The 20,278-nt window shown below is 43.0% G+C and carries 14 protein-coding genes; all 14 read left to right on the top strand.

The annotated features are described in order from the left end of the window. Window positions 1-36 precede the first annotated feature (36 nt). The 14 genes from EPH95_RS03860 to EPH95_RS03795 all read left to right on the top strand — a co-directional run bounded on the left by EPH95_RS03860 (window position 37) and on the right by EPH95_RS03795 (window position 20,278). Window positions 37-1,662, top strand: coding sequence for an alkaline phosphatase (locus EPH95_RS03860; protein WP_160141592.1), 1,626 nt, complete (start codon window positions 37-39; stop codon window positions 1,660-1,662). A gap of 35 nt (window positions 1,663-1,697) precedes the next feature. Beyond that, window positions 1,698-5,402: a bifunctional 2',3'-cyclic-nucleotide 2'-phosphodiesterase/3'-nucleotidase gene (locus tag EPH95_RS03855; RefSeq protein ID WP_160141591.1), complete on the top strand. Its 3,705-nt coding sequence runs from the start codon at window positions 1,698-1,700 to the stop codon at window positions 5,400-5,402. Window positions 5,403-5,476: 74 nt separating this feature from the next. After that, window positions 5,477-7,867: a DUF6359 domain-containing protein gene (locus EPH95_RS03850; protein ID WP_142087528.1), complete on the top strand. Its 2,391-nt coding sequence runs from the start codon at window positions 5,477-5,479 to the stop codon at window positions 7,865-7,867. A gap of 429 nt (window positions 7,868-8,296) precedes the next feature. Next, on the top strand, window positions 8,297-9,373 hold the full coding sequence (locus EPH95_RS03845; RefSeq protein ID WP_142087525.1) for a BMP family lipoprotein: 1,077 nt from the start codon (window positions 8,297-8,299) through the stop codon (window positions 9,371-9,373). Window positions 9,374-9,467: 94 nt separating this feature from the next. After that, entirely contained in the window at window positions 9,468-10,997 is a 1,530-nt protein-coding gene (locus tag EPH95_RS03840) for an ABC transporter ATP-binding protein (protein WP_142087522.1), read from the top strand. Window positions 10,998-11,017: 20 nt separating this feature from the next. Further along, window positions 11,018-12,055, top strand: a complete 1,038-nt coding sequence (locus tag EPH95_RS03835) for an ABC transporter permease (protein WP_319592838.1) — start codon at window positions 11,018-11,020, stop codon at window positions 12,053-12,055. A 1-nt stretch (window position 12,056) separates the two neighbouring features. Next, window positions 12,057-13,007 (top strand): ABC transporter permease, encoded by a 951-nt coding sequence (locus tag EPH95_RS03830; protein ID WP_142087520.1) that lies wholly within the window; start codon window positions 12,057-12,059, stop codon window positions 13,005-13,007. A gap of 397 nt (window positions 13,008-13,404) precedes the next feature. Continuing rightward, the gene (locus tag EPH95_RS03825; RefSeq protein ID WP_142087518.1) at window positions 13,405-14,553 is read left to right on the top strand and encodes a M24 family metallopeptidase; all 1,149 of its coding nucleotides are present in this window, start codon (window positions 13,405-13,407) and stop codon (window positions 14,551-14,553) included. A 99-nt stretch (window positions 14,554-14,652) separates the two neighbouring features. After that, the gene (locus tag EPH95_RS03820; RefSeq protein WP_142087516.1) at window positions 14,653-15,774 is read left to right on the top strand and encodes an ABC transporter ATP-binding protein; all 1,122 of its coding nucleotides are present in this window, start codon (window positions 14,653-14,655) and stop codon (window positions 15,772-15,774) included. Continuing rightward, window positions 15,775-16,419 carry an ABC transporter permease gene (locus EPH95_RS03815; protein ID WP_142087515.1) on the top strand — a complete coding sequence of 215 codons (645 nt, stop codon included), beginning with the start codon at window positions 15,775-15,777 and terminating at the stop codon, window positions 16,417-16,419. Between the two features lie 20 nt (window positions 16,420-16,439). After that, window positions 16,440-17,336, top strand: a complete 897-nt coding sequence (locus tag EPH95_RS03810; RefSeq protein ID WP_142087513.1) for a glycine betaine ABC transporter substrate-binding protein — start codon at window positions 16,440-16,442, stop codon at window positions 17,334-17,336. Window positions 17,337-17,354: 18 nt separating this feature from the next. Then, the gene (locus EPH95_RS03805) at window positions 17,355-17,996 is read left to right on the top strand and encodes an ABC transporter permease (protein WP_142087511.1); all 642 of its coding nucleotides are present in this window, start codon (window positions 17,355-17,357) and stop codon (window positions 17,994-17,996) included. Window positions 17,997-18,093: 97 nt separating this feature from the next. After that, entirely contained in the window at window positions 18,094-18,792 is a 699-nt protein-coding gene (locus EPH95_RS03800; RefSeq protein WP_142087510.1) for a TetR/AcrR family transcriptional regulator, read from the top strand. Between the two features lie 394 nt (window positions 18,793-19,186). Then, window positions 19,187-20,278, top strand: coding sequence for a hypothetical protein (locus EPH95_RS03795; RefSeq protein ID WP_142087508.1), 1,092 nt, complete (start codon window positions 19,187-19,189; stop codon window positions 20,276-20,278).

Raw genomic sequence — 20,278 nt, 5'->3', positions numbered from 1 at the left:
TATTTTGTTGTGAAAAAGATTAGAATAGTCTTAGGATTGACCGTAGTAATACCGTTCATATTTGGAACTGCTATTTATAGTGCAGGAGGTGAAGACGAAATAAATTCAGAAAATAGTGAATCGGAAGAAAAAATAACGGATACCGCAGACAATATTATTTTATTGATTGGAGATGGGATGGCACTACAACAAACGTCTACTGCTGCATACTATCTCGGTGAAGGCGCTTCTGATGGGGAGCAGAGTATGGACACAATGCCTCACACAGGATTTGTCCGTACCCATTCGAACGATAATGTTATTACAGACTCTGCCGCTGCTGCTACAGCAATGGCTTCGGGTTATAAAACCGATGACAATGTTGTTGGAATGGTGCCCAGTGAAGATGGAAATGAAGATTACGAAGAAGTTAAAACGATACTTAGCTACGCCCAAGATGAAAATAAATCTACGGGACTTGTAACAAACACGACGATGACTCATGCAACACCTGCTTCTTTCGCGGCCCATGTTGAAGATCGCGGGATGGAAGAGGAAATTGCACCGCAAATGCTGGATAGTAAAGTCGATATATTATTCGGTGGAGGGATTGAATTTTTTTTACCTGAAGAAGAAGGTGGTGAAAGGGAAGATGGCCGAAACTTAATAGAAGAAGCGGAAGCTGATGGATATGAATTGCTTCATGATCAGGATGATCTTTCAGAAAGCAGTTCCGATCAGCTTTTAGGATTATTTAGCGAAGATCACATGTCTTTTGAGCTGGATCGAGAAACGACCAACGAACCGAGTCTTTCTGAAATGACCGATACAGCGATTGAGAATCTCAGTCAAAATGACGATGGTTTCTTTCTTATGATTGAAGGGGGAAGAATTGATCATGCTGGACATTCAAACTATCCTGTTGCGAACATAACCGATACAATTGCTTTCGATCATGCGTTACAAGTCGCGTTAGATTATGCTCAAGAAGATCCCAATACACTCGTTGTTGTCACCGCGGATCACGGGACTGGGGGCATGTCAGCCGGAGTGGATGGAGAATATGACTTTAACAGAGATGTCATCAGTGATGTCACGAGATCTTCTGAGTATATGGCGAATGAAATGAATGATGATAATAGTAATATCGAAGAAGTTCTTGCCGAATATGCGGGTATCCAAGACTTGACTTCAGAGGAAATTGAAATGATTGAAAATGCGGATGATGCAGATGAAGGAGTCGCTCATGTCATAAGTCAACGTGCCGGTATTGGATGGACAACCACAGGTCATACAGCGGTCGATGTACCTGTGTATGCTTATGGCTCTCATGCAGAAGCGTTTTCCGGAACCCTTGATAATACGGATATCGCCAACAATATACTAGATGCAATGAGTGAGGAAAATGATGAACTTCCTGAAAGTGCGGTTGATATTAAAGCTGTTGTTGAAAACTTGGCTGAAGACGGCGAAATTGCTGATGAGGAGACCAGTCGCGCTTTAACTGTGCATTTAACAGCCGTCCATCATCATGAAAATCAAGACGCGGCGGAACAAGTTGTTCAGCACATGGAGGGATTTCAGGATCTCCTTGACCAACAACATAACGATGCGTTGATCTCTGAAGAAGCATATGAGATTTTAAGCGGCCAGGCTGAAGATCTCCTGGACGAATGGGAGTGAAAATAACACACGAGGTGTGGGACGGAGGTAAGCGTATGAATGCCTATTTTCTTCCTTCAGTGAAATCAATAGCCATGATGGGTACAGCTTCGATGCTTCTTATCCCTGGTTCGACTTTTGCTGAAGATCAAGATGACGGTAATCATGACTTAACGATCATGTCGACGACGGATATTCACTCTAACGTTATGGCTTATGACTACATGAATGATGAAGAAGTAGACGACTATGGTCTCGCTAAAACTGCAACCCTGATAGAGCAAGTACGTGCTGAAAACGATAATACGATTCTTTTTGATAGTGGAGATACGATTGAAGGAAGTATGCTTGGCGAGCTTGAAACGCTGGTCGAGCCTATAGAAGAAGATGAGACGCAAGCCGTGATTAAAGCGATGAATGAACTTGATTATGCAGCAGCCGGGGTTGGCAATCACGAATTTAACTTCGGATTGGATTTTTTGGATCAAACGGTTGAATCTTCCGACTTCCCCTGGCTTAGTGCAAATGTATACGAAGCAGGTACGGATCGGGAAGAACACTACTATGATCCTTACACAATCATTGAACATGAGGTCGACGGGAAAGATATTGATATCGGAGTGATCGGATTTGTTCCTCCTCAAATCATGGAATGGGACAACCTTCATCTTGAGGGGGATGTAGAAGTACGTGACATCGTTGAGTCTGCCGAGCGTTATCTCCCGGAATTGGAAGAACAGTCGGACATCGTCGTAGCATTAGCGCATACTGGTATAAGCGAGGATGACGATGATAAAGAGAATGCAGGTGTTCCGCTTGCAGAAGTGGACGGAATCGATGCACTGCTTTTGGGGCATAACCACAATACGTTCCCCGGTCATTCCGATTACGATGAGATAGAAGGTGTGGATGATGAAAATGGCACCATTCACGACGTGCCAGCGGTCATGGCCGGAGATTGGGGAAGCCATTTAGGTACGATTGAACTCAATCTCACAGAAGATAATGGGGAATGGTCGATTGAAGATGCTGCTTCTGACGTAACTTCAGTAGAAGGGGCAGAAGAAAACGATGAAATTGTAGCATTAACCGAGGACGTTCACGAGCGTACGTTGGATCATATTAACGAAGAAGTCGGTTCTATTTCCGATGATGTGAATACATTTTTTTCCCGTGTGATGGACAATGAAGTACTGCAGCTTGTCAATGACGCACAAATGTGGTTCGCTGAAGACTATTTTAGTGACACAGAATATGAAGAGAAACCGCTCCTTTCTGCAGCAGCGCCTTTCCGTGCAAACGGGGACTATACGGAGGTTGATGAAGGCGAAGTAACCATTGGAAACCTTGCGGATATTTACGTCTATCCGAACACCCTTCAAGTTGTCGATATTGATGGAGACGAGTTGAAACAGTGGCTTGAACGTTCGGCTGAAAATTTTGAGCAGATTGATCCCGAAGAATCAAGTGACCAAGATCTCCTTGCCTCTTTTTCCTCTTATAATTTTGACGTGATTGAGGGAGTAGAATATTATCTTGACGTCACCCAGCCGGAAGGGGAAAGGGTTCAAGCATTAACTTATGAAGGTGATCCGGTAACAGCTGACATGGAATTTCTGGTAGCAACGAACAACTACCGTGCAGGCGGTGGCGGTGGTCATCTTGAGGATGCAGACATTGTAGAAGAGCTCGTAGATGAAAATCTCCAGAATCGCCAAGTCGTTGCCGAGTACATGGAGGACATGGAAGAATATGATCCACATGTCACCAATAACTGGTCTCTATATCCGGCAGATACAGCTGGAGATGTTACATTTACGAGTTCCATTGAAGGCGTAGACCATATAGATCGACACGAATTGGATGAAGTAAGTTTTACTGGCGACTATGATGGAGACGAAGCATCCTACACGTATAACTTCTCTGAATCAGACAGCATTTCGGCATCATTGCTGCAAGACGTTGTTGAGCAGTTGGAGGAAGATGGGGCGTTTGCAAATAGCGAAGCAGTGCATACACTTGATCTACATTTGCGAGCGGTCGGTCACTATGAAGACCAAGGAGACACGGACAAAGTCGTTGACCATATGGGTGGTTTTCACGATCTGCTGGATCATCAATTGGAAAATCAATGGATCTCGGAAGGTGGTTTTGAAACGCTTCAATCCCTTGCGGATGACTTGATCGCAGCGTACGATGGAACGTTTAGCATGAATATTTATCATACGAACGATAATCACGCAAACACAGAAATGTTCCCGCAATTAGTGACGACTTTAGATGAGGCCAAGGATGAACATGGCGACGGTTTACTTCTTGATGCTGGCGACGTATTCACCGGAACGATTTATTTTAACGAATTTTATGGCCAAGATTCGTTAGAATTTATGAATTTGATGGATTACGATGCGTTTGTGCCAGGGAATCATGAATTTGACCTTGGCGATTCCGAAGAAGGGCATCCGGAACTGGTTGATTTTATAGATGATGCTGAATTTCCGGTTTTAGGAGCTAACATGGACTTTTCAGAAGATGAAGGGTTAAATCAATTAACTACGGATGGCATTAGTGAGGAAGCGGAGGAAGGGATGATTCACGATGGGATCATCCTGGAGCATGAAGGGGAAGACATTGGTGTTTTTGGATTAAATACGGAAGACACCGTTGATATCTCCAGCCCGATGGATGTGGAATTTTCCGATTATGCTCAAGCTGCGCAGGACATGGTGGATCAGTTTGAAGATGAGGGCATCGACAAAATTATCGCCTTGACACATCTCGGCTATGACAGTGATCCGAGTGTTGGCAATGATCTTCTGCTCGCTGAACAAGTGGAGGAAATTGATGTCATCGTGGGCGGTCACAGTCATACTGCCTTGGAAGAACTGACCATCGTGACAGAGAATGAAGACGGTGAAGAAATGGATCCAACCGTCATTGGACAAGCCGGGGAATACGGGGAACATCTTGGTCGGATGAATGTGACGTTTGATGAAGATGGCGTTATTACGGAAGCTGATGGTGAACTGATGGATACGGAAGAGCGCGAACCGGACCCTGAGGCGCAGGACATTCTGGATCCTTATCAGGACACCATTGAAGACATCCAAAATGAAGAAGTCGGGGCTACCGTTGTTAATGATCTTCCCAACCCTCGACATGGGGACGGAGATGATGAGAGTGTTCGTGCGGATGAAACAGCCCTCGGCAATTTAATTTCGGATGCTCAACTGGAAGCCGCGCAGTTAACCGATGAAGATACGATGATGGCACTGCAAAACGGTGGTGGTATTCGTACGTCTATCGAGACAGGTGAAGTCACTGTAGGGGATATTATTGAAGTGCAGCCATTCGGCAATCGTCTGACACTTCTTGAACTGAGCGGCGAAGAATTAATCGAAACGTTTGAGGCGAGCGTGTCGAATAGTCCCGAAGAAAATGGCGGTTTTCTCCAAATCTCAGGCGATACGCGTCTCACATATGACAGCAGCCAAGATCCGGGTGAACGTGTAGAAACCCTTGAGGTTAATATGGACGGCGAATATGAAGAAATTGCTGAAGATGACATGTATACGGTGGCGACGAATAACTTTACAGCTACCGGTGGCGATGGCCATGACGTTCTAGGCGATGCCTATGATGATGGACGCGGGACCATCGTCGGAGATACCGACTGGGAAATGCTTCGTGACTACATGGTCGAACTCGAAGAGGTTGATTACGAGGTGGAAGACCGTATTCAGGACGTGGCCGATGAATAAATGCAGTGATCTTAGGGCTCAAACAAAAGAGATGTTTGAGCCCGGTCATTATCTTTGTGAAAGGGTGTAAAAAAATGCGTGAAAGGATGTTGAAAAAGTCAGTATACGGTGTGTGTATCTTTGCCTTTTTATCGGTAACAGCGGTTTCCGTTCAGGCGGACGCGAACAGCTCGGATGATGAGCATTTGACGGTGGACGAAGCCATTGCCGACAACGACGGATCGGGAACGGTTGAAGGTTATATCGTGGCGCATACAATCGCATCAGACAGTTATAATTTTGATGAACCTTTTAGTAATGATTATAATTTTGCATTGGCTGATTCGAGCTCGGAAACAGATTCGGACAGCATCCTTCCGGTTCAAATTACAGCAGATTTTCGCAGTGGTTATGGTTTACAAACCAACCCTGGACTCATCGGGGAAAAAATTCAAGTGACCGGAAGTTTGGAAGCGTACTTTGGCGGTCCGGGTATGCAAGATCCACGGAATATGCAGCTCGAAGATGAAGAAGAGCAGGAACCTATTGAAGACTTGCGCATTCATGATATCCAGGGCGCTGAACATCGTTCGCCATATGAAGGAGAGCTTGTCGCCGATGTCGAGGGCATTGTGACGGAGATCGATGATAATGGTTTCTACATGCAGGATCCCGGACCCGATGGAGATATACAGACATCTGAAGGTATCTATGTTTTTCAGCCGAGTGAGCAAGTAGAAGTCGGCGATTTAATACACGTTGATGGTTTGATAGATGAATATGGATATGAAGGAGAATTAACAACGACGGAAATAGAGCCATCCGAGATTAACATAGAATCTTCCGGGAATGAACTGCCTGACCCAGTGATTATCGGCAAGGACGGTTACGTGCAGCCAACGGAGCACATCGCTTCAGACGGGTTGAGCGAGTTTGATCCGGAAACGTACGGCATCGATTATTATGAAAGCCTGGAAGGCATGCGGGTGCAACTGGATGATCCTGAGGTTGTCGGTCCCCCGGCTCACGATGAGATACCGGTTGTTGTTGACAATGATGTCGATAAACTAAGAACAGAAGCAGGTGGTTTATTGCTAGATGGTGGTGATAACTATAACCCCGAGCGTATGTTCATTGATGCCGAGGGGGTGAATGCAAAAGTTGGTGATCAATTTGACGGCTCGGTCATCGGTGTGGTCGATTATGACTTTGGCAATTTTAAAATAAGACCGACGGAAACATTGCCCGAAGTCAACGATGGTGGCACAGAACGAGAAGTCTCATCGATTACGCCAAATGAAGAAGAACTCACCGTTGCCACTTATAATGTGGAAAATTTTTCAGCGGAAACCGACCCTGAGCGTACAGCCGATTTAGCCGCGTCCATCAATGACCATTTGCACAGCCCGGATATCATCGGGCTCGTGGAAGTCCAGGACAATAATGGACCGGTCGATGATGGGACGACGGACGCGAGCGAAAGCTATCAAACGTTGATTGAAGCGATTGAGTCAGCTGGCGGTCCGGCGTATGAATTTACGGATATTGCGCCTGAAGATAATCAGGATGGCGGACAACCTGGCGGTAACATTCGTGTCGGCTACTTATACAATCCCGAGCGTGTCTCGTTAACGGACAAACCGGAAGGGGATGCAACCACAGCTGTTGATGCCGATGAGGATGGATTGACCCTTAATCCGGGACGGGTAGACCCGAATAATGAAGCATTCGAAGATTCCCGTAAACCACTGGCAGCAGAATTTGAATTTAACGACGAAGAAATCGTTTTGATTAACAACCATTTCAATGCGAAGTCCCCTGATGATCCACTATTTGGAGAAAATCAGCCACCAGAATTGGTGAGCGAGCCACAAAGGCTTGAACAAGCAGAAGCGGTGAATGATTTCGTTGAAGACATCAAATCCACGAATGATGATGCCAATGTTATGGTGATGGGGGATTTGAATGACTTCGAATTTTCACCGGTGCTAGATATTTTCACTGAAGCGCACTTAACGAATATGGTGACTGAACTGCCGGAAGAAGAACGATATACGTATAATTTTGAAGGCAACTCACAAGTGTTGGATCATATTCTCGTCAGTGATCATCTGGCTGAAAATACAGAAGCTGATATCGTCAATATGAATGCGGATTTCACAGAGGAAGATGGGCGCGTCAGTGACCATGATCCGATGCTTGCGCAGATCAGTTTCGAAGAAACCCAAGTATCCGATGTCATCACCACCGTAGAAAACCAGATCGAAGACGGGGCATTTTTTGATGATCAAGCACCCCATGACTTGACGGTTCATTTAACAGCAGTCAATCATTATGAAAATCAAGAAGAAGGGGCAAAAGTCATTCAGCATATGGAAAGCTTCAAAGATCTTCTCAACCATCAACAAGAAGAGGAATTGATTTCTAACGATGCATTGGATCTTTTGCACGCGCAGGCAGATCATGTCATAGAGAGCTGGGAATAAAACAAACATGACGCTTCGCGCCCCCCATTGAAAGATGAAAAGGATGTATATCATGTTTTGTTGCACTTGCGGACTAATCTTGTCTCCGAGCACCGCAATTAGTCCGCCAACCGTGCTCCTGCGGACTGATATGCCACCTGAGCACTGCAATGAGTCCGCCAACCATGCTCCTGATGCCTAATCTGGTACTGAGCATTGGTTTTCACTTTATCATTAGAAACTTTCGATAGTGTGAACCCTTTAATTCTTTTCACAAAAAGAAACACCTCCCGTGGCAAAGTATTTTTTTGCTACGGGAGGTCATTTATCGATTAATGTATAAAAATTGGTATTTGTGAAAAAAGTATTTATTATATGAAAAATACATGGTATAGTTAATTCGGACTACAACGTTTCTATAGAAATATTTACACAATAAGGGGGATGATCATGATGAAAAAGCGTTCGACATTATTGTTGTCTGTCCTCTTGGGCGTCGGCACGATTTTGACTGCTTGTGGCGGAGGAGACGATGAAGCTAGTGGCGAGGGGGATTCAGCAGAATTCGCTGCCAAAATGGTTGCGGATGAAGGCGGGATTGATGACCGTTCATTTAATGAATCTGCCTGGAATGGTCTGCAAGACTTTGAAGCTGACTATTCGGAATCGGAAGTCGATTACATTCAATCAGATAGTTCCTCTGATTATCAACCGAACCTGATGCAGTTCGCACGTGAAGGCACTGATATAACATTTGGCATCGGCTTTTTGATGTTGGATGATATTTTGTCTGTGTCTGAGCAAAATCCTGATGAGAATTTCGCACTCGTAGATGATATTGTCGTTGATGAAAATGACGATCCTGTGGACAACGTTGCGAGCATTACATTTGCAGAGCATGAAGGTTCTTTTCTTGTCGGTGTTATCGCTGCTTTGCATACGGAAACGGATCAATTGGGTTATATCGGAGGGGTTGACAGTCCGCTGATTAACAAGTTTGAAGCCGGTTTCAGAGCAGGGGTCGAATATGTCGATCCCAACATTGATGTAGCCATACAATATACTGAAGATTTTAACGACGCATCGCTAGGGCAGCAAGTGGCCGACACGATGTATGGCAACGGGGCAGATATTATTTTCCATGCCGCCGGCGGTTCGGGAAATGGTTTATTTACGGAAGCGATTGATCGACGGAACCAGGACGAAGACGTTTGGGTGATCGGGGTAGACCAAGATCAGGCGCTTCAGGAAGAAGAGTGGGCGGATGTAACCTTAACTTCAATGGTCAAGCGTGTGGATGAAGCTGTTTACCAAGTGAGTGAAGATACCATGGAAGGTAATTTCCCGGGAGGCGAAATATTGGAGTTTGACCTGGAAGATGATGGGGTCGGAATTGCAGAAACCCGTGACCATGTATCTGAGGAAGCGCTTGAAGCTGCCGAAGAGTATACAGAGATGATTATCAACGGCGAAATTGATGTTCCGGAAACCGTAGAAGAATTTGAAACATTCGCTGATTCTCTTTAATTCACTGAAACTGTTAATGATGAGCATAACGAAGGCTAGTTTTGCACTAGCCTTTTCGTGTACATAGCTTGTGCGTTCAATGGGAGTGGTCAATTTGGAATACGTCATCGAGCTGAACGAGATACGAAAAGAATTTCCGGGTATTGTTGCCAACGACGACATTACGCTGCAAGTTCAAAAAGGTGAAATTCATGCCTTATTAGGTGAAAACGGCGCGGGAAAATCAACACTAATGAATGTTTTGTTCGGGTTGTATCAGCCTGAACAAGGGACGATTAAAGTCAGAGGCGAGAAAGTGGCTGTCACAGATCCAAACGTTGCCAACCGGCTAGGCATTGGAATGGTTCACCAACACTTTATGCTTGTGCAAACATTTACTGTGACGGAGAATATCATTCTCGGAAGCGAGCCTTTAAAGAAAGGGTTCATCGATCATCGCCGGGCAACCAAAGATGTTGCCGATATCTCCGACCAATACGGATTACAAGTTGACCCCAATGCCAAAATTGAAGATATATCTGTCGGTATGCAACAGCGGGTAGAAATTTTGAAAACCCTTTATCGTGGGGCTGATATTCTTATTTTTGACGAACCTACAGCAAGTCTCACCCCCCAGGAAATTAACGAACTTATCCAAATTATGAAGAATCTGATAAGCGAGGGCAAATCGATTATTCTCATTACACATAAGTTGAAAGAAATTATGCAGGTTTGCGACCGGTGTACGGTGATTCGCAGGGGGAAAGGCATAGGAACGGTAAATGTTGCTGAGACCTCAGAAAATAAGCTTGCCGAAATGATGGTCGGGCGGGAAGTGAGTTTTGAAGTAGAAAAGGAAGCATCTGATCCAAGAGAAACGGTGCTTTCCATTAAAGATTTAACGGTCGAAGATGCACGTGGGGTAGACGTGATCAATGGTTTAGACCTTGATGTGCGTGCCGGTGAAATCGTTGGTTTGGCAGGGGTTGACGGCAATGGCCAAACAGAACTGGTCGAAGCGATCACCGGTTTACGATCTGTCAAATCCGGGTCTGTGACCGTCTCCGAAAAAGTGATTACCGACGATAAACCACGAAAAGTAACCGAATCAGGCGTAGGCCATATCCCGGAGGACCGGCATAAACACGGCATGGTCATGGAGTTCACCGTAGCGGAAAATATGTTGTTACAAACGTATTATCAATGGCCTTATACGAAAAAAGGCATATTAAACTATCCTGAAATTTATGACAAAGCCAGAACACTTATTCAGGAATACGATGTCCGTACGCCAAACGAGAAAACACCGGCGCGGTCATTATCCGGTGGTAACCAGCAGAAAATGATCATTGCCAGGGAAGTGGACCGTTCACCGGATATGTTAATCGCTGCTCAGCCAACACGGGGACTGGACGTTGGAGCTATCGAATTCATTCATGGAAAGTTGGTCGAAGAACGAGATAAAGGACATGCTGTCTTGCTTGTGTCTCTGGAGCTTGATGAAATTCTTAATGTGAGTGATCGCATTGCAGTGATCTATGAAGGTGCCATCGTAGATGTCGTCTATGCAAACGAAACGGACGAAAAAGAACTCGGTCTTCTCATGGCAGGGGGTAAAAGGGAAGCAGGTGATGGACAACGGTGAAACATCTATTGACATCCAGGATGTTCGGATTGTTCATTCCGTTGATTGCGATTGGTTTCGGGTTCTTTGCCGGTGCTATCATTATGCTTTTCAGCGGGAATAATCCGATGACCGGTTATGTGGCATTAGTCCAAGGTGTTTTTGGTGATTTGTATTATTTTGGTGAAACACTTCAACAGATGATCCCGTTGATTTTTTCTGGAATTGCTGTCGCCTTTGCTTTCAGAACCGGCCTTTTGAATATCGGTGTTGAAGGTCAACTCATTGTCGGCTGGTTTGCTGCCGTTATTGTCGGTATTACGATTGAAGCGCCGATGATTATTCATCTGCCATTAGCCATACTGGGCGGGGCAATGGCTGGTGCCTTATGGGGTTTCGTGCCTGGATTGTTAAAAGCTCGTCTGCAAGTTCATGAAGTCATCGTGACGATCATGATGAACTACATAGCGATGCATATCGTCAATGCTTTGATCCGGGCTTATTTTCAGGAATCTGGTCAAAGAACGGCTTTTATACATGATTCGGCATCACTCGCTTCGGAATTTTTAGCTGAGATCACGAATTTTTCCCGGTTGCATTGGGGCTTTGTTCTTGCCGTGCTCGCGTGTGTGCTTATGTGGTTTCTTTTATGGAAAACAAAATCAGGGTTTGAATTACGTTCCGTCGGGTACAATCGACAAGCTTCTGCCTACTCCGGGATGAACGTGAAAACGAATATCATCATGTCGATGTCCATTTCCGGGGCGTTTGCAGGAGTCGGCGGGGCCATGCTCGGGCTGGGAACGTTTGAATATGCTGAGATCCTCTCCTCATTTACTGATTATGGATTTGACGGGATCGCTGTCGCGCTACTTGGTGCCAGTAATGCCATTGGCATTTTCTTCTCGGCATTTTTGTTTGGCGGCCTCCAACAGGGAGCCAACAATATGCAGGGACAAGCGAACGTTGCGCCGGAACTGGCAGATATCATCATTGCCTTAATTATTTTCTTCGTCGCTTCCAGCTACTTGATTCGGTGGATCTATAGTCGTTTGCAAAGTAAGAAGGAGGGGAAATAAGATGGCAGACATTCTACAAGTCCTTTATACGATTGTTCCGGCTGCCCTGATTGCATCTACTCCTTTACTTCTTACAGCCCTTGGCGGATTGTTCAGTGAACGATCCGGAGTCGTTAACATTGGTCTTGAAGGGCTGATGGTAATGGGCGCTTTTTCCGGGATTGTAGGCACATTATTCTTCGAATCCATCGGGTTTGGTTTTGCTTCTCCCTGGATGGGAATGCTCGCGGCAATTATATTGGGAGCGATTTTCTCGCTTTTTCACGCTGTCGCGTCCATTACGTTAAAAGCCGACCAAATTGTTAGTGGTGTGGCATTAAACTTCCTCGCTCTCGGGTTAAGTGTCTTTATTGTCAGGGAAGTGTTCGACAGTGGCCAAACAGATGCGATCAGCGCGCGATTATTCAGGATTGATGTTCCCTTGCTAAGTGAAATCCCCGTGATCGGGTCGATGTTTTTCTCAAGAATCTATGCAACAACGTTTCTCGCGTTTATAGTCGTTGCTATCGTTTGGTATGTGATTTTTAAAACACCGTTTGGACTCCGGCTTCGTTCTGTCGGTGAGCATCCAATGGCAGCCGATACAATGGGCATCAAAGTGAACCGGATGCGATATATCGGAGTGATGCTCAGCGGTGCACTCGGCGGCTTGGGCGGAGCTATTTTCGCCATCACCACCGCCGGCAATTTTTCTGCCGGAACCATTGTCGGACAAGGGTTTATGGCACTCGCCGCTCTCATATTCGGAAAATGGCATCCCGTCGGTGCCATGGGGGCAGCCATATTTTTCGGATTCGCTCAAGCTTTAAGTATCTCTGCCCAGCAAATACCAGGGCTCTCCGAAATTCCGCAAGTGTACATGTTGATTCTCCCTTACGTACTGACCATCCTGGCCCTTGCCGGCTTTGTAGGAAAGGCAGAACCCCCGAAAGCATTGAATCAAACGTATTGAAAAGGAAGCTGTGCTGGCCTGAGAGGCAACTCCGAGCAGGGAAATATATCAGCCAAATTCAACGTTTTATCAGCCGAAATCCCCCATTTATCAGCCAAACGGTAAGTCTCTTCCAGATTCAGTGAAGTCCTAATGCCCTTCGGGGCATTTTTTTTATTGTAGTCACGAGCTTTCCATATTTATTAGATAGCCTCAAGGTTTCTTGAATAATGTAAGCAATAAATATCTAAAAATATCGTAGGAATTTATAGTAATATCTCAGGAATATAGCTTTTTTGTCGAAAGGGCGCTTGTATTAATTTAATGCTATGTTATAGTGGCAATTATGAATTCATAAAATGAACATGTTCATAAAAAGAACAATTTCATTAAGCCAATATTTTGGAGGGTTACCACAATGTCTTTGCAAAAAGAAGTTGTTGAAAAACGTCTGGCACATTTTCGATCACGTATGGTGGATAAAGGAGTACAACATACACTCTTATGGGATCCGGATAACCAATATTATTTAAGCAACTATGATGCGATTTCGTATTCTAGACCAATCGTGCTCCTTATCGATCAAAAAGAAATGAAATACATTATTCCGGCTTTGGAAGAGGATCACGCGAAAGAAAGAGCGATTGCCGATCATTTCTATATTTACCATGAAAAGATACAAAACAATCATCTAGATACAGATTATCGTACTCCCCTGCATACCATCATAAATGATTGGGAAAAAGGGGCTGTTGTGGGTGTTGAGTTGGATATACTTCCTGCTTCGGTATATCAAATATTACGTGATCAAGGATTTCAAATAAAAGATATTGGTCAAGATCTTATTGATTTACGTGCGGTTAAAGATGAAGAGGAAATTTATTGGCTTGAACAGGCCGGCCGTTTGTCTGATGCAGCATTATCGGCGTCATTCGCAAACGTGAAGGCAGGCATGAGTGAGCTTGAATTCGATTCTCACGGTGATCAGAAATTATTGGAGCTGAGTTCAAAAGAGTTCTCAGGTTTAATCGTTGGTTATGAAAACTGGACGTGTTCAGGAATCGAACGTAGTGCGATGCCGCACTTATATTCAAGTACTCGAAAGTACGAAGAAAATGATGTCATTATTCACAGTCGACAGGTGTGGATCAATGGTTATCGCGCCGAAAATGAACGGACGTTTTTCATCGGAAAGCCAACGGAAGAACAGAAGAAATGTTTTCAACTTGCTGTTGATGCACAACAAGTCGGATTTGAAATGGTCAAACCTGGCGTAAAAGCAAAAGATGTTGATATTGCTTCCTTTAATGTTTTCGAAGCAGAAGGCTACGGTCAATACGTTCAGCATCGGATTGGTCATGGACTTGGCTTATCAGAACATGAAGAACCTTACCTTCGTTTTGATAATGATCTCGTTTTAGAAGAAGGGATGGTTTATACCATCGAACCAGGGATTTACGTGCCAGGTGTTGGTGGGTTCCGTCATTCCGATACCGTAATCGTTACAAAAGATGGGTGCCGAAGCATCACAAAATATCCCAGGGAAATGAAAGACCTTATGTTTTAAACGAATCATATCCCTCTCCAGGGAGGGATATCCAAATCGTTAAGGCATTAAGTTCGCCCCGCATCCAAGTCAAGGCCAAACGAAATAAGGGGGATTAATTTGATTGAATTAAAAAATATAAGCAAACTTTATGATGATGGGTTTCAAGCGCTACGCGATATTAACTTAATGTTTGAGGACGGGAAGATCAATGTATTGATAGGCCCCAGTGGTTGCGGGAAAACGACGACATTGAAGTTACTCAATCGACTCGTTGATTATACCGGTGGTCAAATCATCATCGATAATAAAGATATAAGACAAATGAATTCCATCGAACTTCGCCGAAACTTGGGCTTTGTCATTCAAAATATAGGATTATTCCCTCATATGACCATCTATAATAATGTTGCTTCTGTCCCTAAATTATTAAAATGGAACAAACAAAAAATACGTCATAGAGTTATAGAATTACTGGAGTTAGTCAATTTGGAACCTGAAACGTATATGCACCGTAAGCCATCTGAACTAAGCGGTGGTCAACAGCAGCGAATTGGGGTGATACGTGCACTAGCTGCAGATCCTTCTACGATTCTGATGGACGAGCCGTTTAGTGCTTTGGATCCCATCAGTAGGGAACAAATACAAGATGAACTCATTCGCCTTCAAGAGGAAATAAATAAAACCATCATCTTTGTCACGCACGATATGGATGAGGCGATCAAAATTGCCGATAACATTATTTTAATGAAAGACGGAGAAATTGTACAAAAAGGAAGTCCTCATGAATTATTAACAAATCCAGCCAACGCATTTGTGAAAGATTTTATTGGGGAGAAGCATTTAGATATGCATCGAACACTCCCGCCACTAAGTGAATTTGTTTACGAAGATTTTGTTTCTATTTCGTCTGATTCGTCCGTCGCATCGGCGATTGATCAGATGATCGCTCATAAAATCCCGGGTATTTCGCTTGTTGATAACAATGGCACTTATCTCGGGCAGCTAAGTTTGTATAAGGCGCTTTCAAATAAGGAAAGAACCTTACAGGATGTATTGGATTTGTCGATCAAACCAGTTAGGGAAGACGAAGACATTCGAAGTGTGATAAACCATGTTACTGCTACAGAAGAAACAGTTCCTGTAATTGCTGAAGATCAAAAGTTAATAGGTACTTTGGATATAAATAAGCTATTTCATACCCTGTGTTCCAGTATAAATGGTAAGCGTGGTGATGTATAAATGGAGATTCTGTCCGGTTTTTTCGAGTATTGGACGGAAAGCTATGCATCAATTTTAGAATACACTTACGAACACATCGCTATTTCTTTTACGGTCATCCTTTTAGGAATATCGTTTTCCATACCACTTGCTGTTTATATGACAAAGATGAAAAACAATAAAATAAAAAACATGATATTTAATATCGCGAATATATTCCAAACTATTCCGCCAATTGCATTGTTGGCTGTGATGGTTCCTATAGCTGGCATTGGTTTTGCACCAGCTGTTATAGCGTTGTTCTTATATTCACTGTTACCGTTATTGAGAAATACGTATGCCGGTATCGAATCAATAGATCCCGAAATTGTAGAGGCGGCACGGGGGATGGGTTATAGTACGTTACAAAGTTTATTTAAAATTGAACTGCCTGTTGCCTTTCCATATGTGATGTCCGGCATTCGTGTGTCGTCTGTCTATATCATCAGTTGGACTGCTTTAGCAGCATTAATTGGTGCCGGAGGATTAGGGGATTTAATCCTGGCCGGGATTGGATATAACGATCAATTTATGATATTCACCGGAACGATTGCAGCCATCTTGATTGCCGTTTTATTAGATTTAATTCTAGGCCGAATGGAAAAAAGAATATACGGAAGTTCATAAGTAAGGGAGTTGGATTTAAAATGAAACAAAGATTATTGGTAGGTTTATCCACGATGTCGTTGATCATGGCCGGGTGTGGCAATGGAGATGAAAATGGAGAAGAATTCACCTCAGCGGCAGCCACAAGTACGGATGCAAAACTTAATGTGCAAATGGTTAAGTCACTCGTAGAGGATCAGACAGACCACACCGTTGAGATTGTTGAGGACTTACCAGCTAGTCCGCAAATATTTGCAGGTATTGAGCGTGGTGAATTTGACATCGCTAGTCTTTATTCGGGAGAAGTGCACAACAATTATTTTGACGAAGTCGAGTATACCACAGATCCCGATGAAACATTAGAACAAGCGCAGACGTTCTTCGGGGAAGAATATGACATTAAGTGGTACGATCCAATAGGGTTTATTAATAACTATTCGATTGGTGTTCAAGAAAGCTTTGCAGAAGAAAACAATATTGAAACGGTCACAGATTTGGGAGAATACGCGGATGAATTGACATTGGGTACAGATAATGCCTGGATAGAACGAGATAATGATGGCTATAGAGGATTTCAAGAAGCATATGGATATGAATTTGCCGATGCGAGAGGAATGGATGTTTCGCTCATGTATGATGGAATTGCGAATGGCGAAGTAGATGTTGTGACGACATATACGGTTGACCCACAGATCATAGAGAATGACTTAGAAGTTCTCGAAGACGATCAAGAATTCTTTCCGCCATATGAATCTTCTTTAGTCGCAACAAATGAAGTAGTGGACAGTCATCCTGAAATTAATGAAATATTAGAGTCAATGGTTGATTTAATAAGTACAGAAGAAATGACTGATTTAATGTATGAAGTTGAGATTGAGGAGCGGGACACAAAACAAGTAGCAGATGAATTTTTACAGGAAAAAGGAATGTTAGACTGATATAAGCAGGTGTTGTCAATGGAATTCATTGCTGAATTAGTCAATTACATCGTAGAAAATTATGATGAATTGTTAGTATTATCTATAGAGCATCTATTGATGGTTGTTTATGGAATTGGATTAGCATTGCTTGTCGGTGTACCACTTGGCATTATTGCTGCAAAGTTTGAGAAACTCACCCCTCTTATCATATCGATAACTAATATCCTCCAATTAACTCCAAGTTTAGCGATGCTTGCGATCCTTATGTTATATTTTGGATTTGGATTTCAGACGGTGGTTATGGGATTGTTCCTGTATTCTCTACTTCCAATTGTGAAAAACACATATGTAGGGATCAAAGAAGTTGATGGGAGTATTATGGAGGCCGGTACCGGAATCGGGATGACACCGCTTCAATTGCTTATGAAAATACAATTTCCTTTGTCTATTCCATTTTTAATGGCTGGTTTAAGACTCGCTGCTGTTATTGCAATAGCCGTAGCAACGATCGGTCCTTATATCGGTGCGGGAGGATTAGGAACAGAAATCATTTCCGGCATTAGTATACAGTCTGATGTTCAAATTTTTGCTGGTGCAATTCCAGCCACATTAATGGCACTTATTGCGGATTTTGTTTTAGGAAAGCTAGAGAATAAAACAAAACATGGAATAGCGTAGGTCATGTCAGTTTGTATGAAAAACTTAAGTCGGATAATATGAAAAGGGCATCTTCTTGAAAAGGAATGGGAGGTGCCTGCAAAAGGGGGATCAGGTCATGTCACTGTCACGTAAAGACATACAGAAAGAAAGAATGTGGCATTATTTTATCAATGCAGCATCGGAAACAATCGATGAAGTAGGAATCTCACAAGTTAGAGCACGAACGGTTGCAGAACGGGCAGGGTTTACAACCTCTACGATTTATAATTATTTTAGAGAATTTTCCCATGTCATATTTTTTGCAGCAATGCGCTATACAAAACCCTATATTGAGCAATTGCCTCAGTATATGGATCAAGGAACGAATACACTGGAAAAATGGCTGTATAGTTGGGAGTGCTTTTGTAAAGAGTCTTTTAAACATCCGCAAATCTATTCTCATATTTTTATCAGTAATTTAAAACAAGTACCTGAAGATTTGTTGGATCATTACTACAGAATGTACAAACATGAGCTTGTAGGGTTGCCTGATCAAGTTCAATCCATTGTATTGCAGCATACACTGTCCACACGAAGCTCTCTATATATCCAACATGCAGTAGACGAAGGATTTATCCGTCATGAGGATATACCTTACATCACAGAAACAACCCTCTTAATTTGGAAAGGGATGCTCACCGATATATTAAATCAGCGTAAACCTTATTCACAAACAGAGGCAATGAGAAAAACACTTCATCTTGTGCATAAAACCATCATGAATATCGTCCCAGTGGATAAGCACCAAGAGGTAAATGTCCAATTTAATATTTAGTTTGAGAATAATACAAAGAAAAACGGACAGATGTTGTGTTTTGTTCCTCGGGCGTTAGAGCGGGGAGATCTCCCTAGTGCCGTGCTTGTCATTGAAGATACGGCGGAATCGTTAGGGATTGAGTATCAAAATTATCACCATATCGGGTAGGGGTGCGCTGGTGCACTGGCTCTTTCTCGCTTTAATCGTAATGCTTTAAAGACTTCTATGAGTACAAAACAAGGGTGATAGTGTATTAACACTGCTAAAGATGCTTATCTTTGGAATGGTTCCTCTTATCTATCTCCGGTAACGTAGCCAGGAGTTCTTGCCGATGAATTTTTCAACTTATTATGTTTTCGATCATAAAATACGAACATATGTGTTATAATGTAGAAAAATCGGAGGCTTACAAATGTGTAATGAGCCTAATCTGGATCATAAAATGCACCATCTAAAAGAGCATCTGAGCCCACTAATAGAAGCCTCAAAGAGTAATTATCGTGTGGTGAAAAACAAGCGTGGAATGGAACGTATGTGGTTGCCACTTTTGGTTTATCACCCTTTAAAACAACTTTGGAATCTGGTGATTTTGGGAAAATCGAGAATTAAAGTGACGCCAGTTATCAACATCATCACCATTTTACTAGCTTTTTTAGCAGCTGTACCGGCGCTTCCAAATGTACTAGCGATACAAAACTACATCACAGATACCACGACTTATTGGTCGGTTATTCTATTGGTTTGGTACCTCATGACCGTTGGGTACACATTGGTTCAAATGACGAATTGGCAAAATGATTATTTTTTTCACATTGATGCCTACAGAAGAATTCGGAGCAATGAGTATCACATTATCGAACCGTTCTTAGATAACGATTCATCCCTTTCTTCAACCATTGATTATATGATGAGAAACAGTGGGGATAAAGCTGTAAGAGCAATTTATCAAGAAGTTACAAAGAGAACCGATGAGTTACAGGATGAAAAAGATAAGTATGTAAGGTTACTTGAAAGCAATGAATCAAATGTCGTTATGTTAAGTGATTTCGTTAAAAACCTTTCTGAAAACTTTAGCCTTATTGAGGCACAAAAGCTAGATTTTGAACACTTATACCTTTTGAATTTTCACTACACTGTATTCCAGCTCGATAAGAACGGCGATGAATTACATTTGCTGTATCAGTATTATCCCAGAGGAGATATACCGAATAAAGTGTATGTTACCGATGGAAATAGTATAGCAAACCAACATTTCAACACCATTCATTCTAACGGGATTTATGAAAGCGATATTGGAATTTCATTTCGTGTTTATATTCACTCTTCAAGTGAAAGTTGGATAGTGACCCTCTACAAGGGTTCAAAAGAGAAGGGTAGTGAGTTGAATATCTTAAGGCAAGGAGATATAATAGAAGGACAAGCTTTGCTCTCGGAATTGAACTTTCATCAAGTCATGGAGGCTCATTGTAACTTAATTGAGATGAACAGAAAACATAGTCTATAA

Origin of the sequence: Salicibibacter halophilus (assembly GCF_006740705.1) — a bacterium.
GTDB lineage: Bacteria > Bacillota > Bacilli > Bacillales > Marinococcaceae > Salicibibacter > Salicibibacter halophilus.
Note: the sequence above shows the minus strand (reverse complement) of the source record. Positions and strands in the feature narration are given on the sequence as shown.

Excerpts from the sequence above, each read along its gene's own strand:
- EPH95_RS03855 (WP_160141591.1), top strand. The coding sequence starts at position 1,698 with ATGAATGCCTATTTTCTTCCTTCAGTGAAATCAATAGCCATGATGGGT.
- EPH95_RS03835 (WP_319592838.1), top strand. The coding sequence starts at position 11,018 with ATGTTCGGATTGTTCATTCCGTTGATTGCGATTGGTTTCGGGTTCTTT.
- EPH95_RS03850 (WP_142087528.1), top strand. The coding sequence starts at position 5,477 with ATGCGTGAAAGGATGTTGAAAAAGTCAGTATACGGTGTGTGTATCTTT.
- EPH95_RS03830 (WP_142087520.1), top strand. The coding sequence starts at position 12,057 with ATGGCAGACATTCTACAAGTCCTTTATACGATTGTTCCGGCTGCCCTG.
- EPH95_RS03825 (WP_142087518.1), top strand. The coding sequence starts at position 13,405 with ATGTCTTTGCAAAAAGAAGTTGTTGAAAAACGTCTGGCACATTTTCGA.
- EPH95_RS03810 (WP_142087513.1), top strand. The coding sequence starts at position 16,440 with ATGAAACAAAGATTATTGGTAGGTTTATCCACGATGTCGTTGATCATG.
- EPH95_RS03795 (WP_142087508.1), top strand. The coding sequence starts at position 19,187 with ATGTGTAATGAGCCTAATCTGGATCATAAAATGCACCATCTAAAAGAG.
- EPH95_RS03845 (WP_142087525.1), top strand. The coding sequence starts at position 8,297 with ATGATGAAAAAGCGTTCGACATTATTGTTGTCTGTCCTCTTGGGCGTC.
- EPH95_RS03800 (WP_142087510.1), top strand. The coding sequence starts at position 18,094 with ATGTCACTGTCACGTAAAGACATACAGAAAGAAAGAATGTGGCATTAT.
- EPH95_RS03805 (WP_142087511.1), top strand. The coding sequence starts at position 17,355 with ATGGAATTCATTGCTGAATTAGTCAATTACATCGTAGAAAATTATGAT.
- EPH95_RS03815 (WP_142087515.1), top strand. The coding sequence starts at position 15,775 with ATGGAGATTCTGTCCGGTTTTTTCGAGTATTGGACGGAAAGCTATGCA.